Origin of the sequence: Klebsiella sp. C283, assembly GCF_048822555.1 — a bacterium.
GTDB lineage: Bacteria > Pseudomonadota > Gammaproteobacteria > Enterobacterales > Enterobacteriaceae > Klebsiella > Klebsiella quasipneumoniae.
In genome coordinates this window covers 1-2,436 of the sequence record NZ_JBMEZS010000052.1, presented here as the reverse complement: position 1 = coordinate 2,436, position 2,436 = coordinate 1, and the positions used below count along the sequence as shown (strand labels likewise).

General features: G+C 55.0%; 1 protein-coding gene and 1 pseudogene. Both read left to right on the top strand.

Features of this window, described 5'->3' with window-relative positions; translation table 11 throughout:
• Nucleotides 1–2,302, top strand: a 2,302-nt coding sequence (traC, locus tag ACOI7Z_RS27050; protein WP_186956731.1) for a type IV secretion system protein TraC, incomplete at its 5' end; no start/stop codon positions are given.
• Nucleotides 2,302–2,436 (top strand): annotated as a pseudogene (locus ACOI7Z_RS27045) (conjugal transfer protein TrbI); the annotation flags it as partial. The gene traC and the pseudogene ACOI7Z_RS27045, both read left to right, overlap by 1 nt.

The window sequence follows — 2,436 nt, the reverse complement described above, 5'->3', positions numbered from 1 at the left end:
TGGTCTGCGTGAATTCCGCTGGAGTGGTAAACAGGCTAAGAAGTTTAACGCCATTACCCAGGCCTACTACCTCCGGGCAGCGGAGACGAAGTTCCCCCTGCCTCCTGATCTGGATTTGCCACTGACGCTGCGTAACTACCGCGTGTACATCTCCTGCTGCGTACCCAGGAAGAAGAACTCCACCACGCAAATTGTCGAGATGGAGAACCAGATAAAAATCCTGCGGGCGTCACTGGGCGGTGCCTATATTCCGACGCGTATCCTTGATGCTGCCGGGCTGGTCGAACTGATGCGTGAGCTGATAAACCCGGACCCGCACGAAATGTACCGCGTACCGTATAAGCTGGACCCCTATCAGGATCTGAACTATCAGTGTGTCGATGACAGCTTTGATATGCAGGTCACCGCCGGTCATCTGAAAATTGGCCGCCTGGGGCGCGACGGGAAAGAGTGCGTGACCCGGGTGACGAGCTACCATCTGGAGAGTGATCCGGAAATGGCCTTCCTCTGGACCGCTGCGGACAACTACGCCAACCTGCTTAACCCGGAGCTCTCCATTTCCTGCCCCTTTGTCATCACGCTGACGCTGATGGTGGAGGACCAGGTGAAGACCCAGAACGAAGCCAACCTGAAGTTCATGGACGTGGAGAAGAAAAGCAAAACCTCCTACGCGAAGTACTTTCCGAACGTGATAAAGGAAATGCAGGAGTGGGGCGATATCCGCCAGCGACTGTCGACCAACCAGACCTCCCTGGTGTCCTATTTCTTTAATATCACCACGTACACCGCAGACAGCACAGAGGCCTCTCTCGCCGCTGAACAGCAGGTGCTCAACAGCTACCGTAAAGGCGGTTTCCAGCTTATCCCGGCCCGCTACCATCACCTGCGTAACTTTCTGGCCATGATGCCGTTCAAGTGTGGTGAGGGTCTGTTTAAAGAGCTGCAGGCGGCAGGCGTGGTTAAGCGGGCGGAGACGTTCCAGGTGGCTAACCTCCTGCCGATCGTCGCTGACAGCCCGCTGGCGCCGGCGGGACTCCTGGCGCCCACCTACCGAAACCAGCTGGCGTTCATCGACCTGTTCTACGAGGGAATGAACAATACCAATTTCAACATGGCGGTCTGCGGGACGTCCGGGGCGGGTAAAACCGGTCTGATTCAGCCCCTCATTCGCAGTGTGCTCGACTCCGGCGGGTTTGCCTGGGTGTTCGATATGGGCGATGGCTATAAGTCCCTGTGTGAAAACATGGGGGGCGTATATCTCGATGGCGATACCCTCAAGTTTAACCCATTCGCCAACGTGCTGGATGATGCTCACTTCGACATGTCAGCAGAACGTATACGCGATCAGATGTCGGTGATGGCCAGTCCGAACGGCAACCTCGATGAAGTCCATGAAGGCCTGCTTCTGCAGGCAGTTCAGGCGGCCTGGTTAAGCAAACGTAATCAGGCACGCGTTGATGACGTAGTGCAGTTTTTACAGGACGCGAAGGACAGCGATGAATATGCTGATTCCCCGACAATCCGGGGCCGTCTGGACGAGATGATAATCCTGCTCGATCAGTACACGGTGAATGGGATCTACGGGGACTATTTCAACTCAGATAAACCAACACTCCACGATGATGCCCGGATGGTGGTACTGGAACTCGGTGGCCTGGAGTCGAGGCCCTCTCTGCTTATCGCTGTGATGTTTTCATTGATTATTTACATCGAGAACAGGATGTATCAGTCACCGCGTGGCCTGAAAAAACTGAACGTCATCGATGAAGGATGGAAGCTCCTTGATTTCAAGAATGAAAAAGTGGGGCAGTTTATCGAGAAAGGCTACCGTACCGCGCGTCGACATACCGGCGCATACATCACCATCACGCAGAACATCGTCGACTTCGACTCCCCGACCGCCTCCAGCGCCGCACGTGCAGCGTGGGGGAACTCATCGTACAAGGCCATTCTGAAGCAGTCAGCGAAGGAATTTGCCAAGTATAACCAGCTGTACCCGGATCAGTTCAGCAAGCTGGAGAAAGACATGATTAACGGCTTCGGTTCGGCCAAAGAGCAGTGGTTCTCCTCTTTTATGCTGCAGGTGGAAGCGAACTGCTCCTGGCACCGCCTGTTCGTCGACCCGCTCAGCCGGGCGATGTACTCCTCCAAAGGCCCGGATTTTGAGTACATGCAAGCTCGCCGGCAGGAGGGGGTCGATATCCACGATGCGGTATACGGACTGGCGTGCCGCAACTTTAAAGACGAAATGGCTGAGCTTGAATCCCGAATACCGGTGAATGACATGGAGGATAAACAGTGATGAAAAACAACACCGAACAACCGGTCAGTACGACCTCTCATACCTTTCGCCGGATATCTGTCATCGTTGCTCTCGTGCTTTTCGCCCTGGCAACCAGCGCGTTTCTCTCGCGCGTGGTTCTGGAGTACTCCACG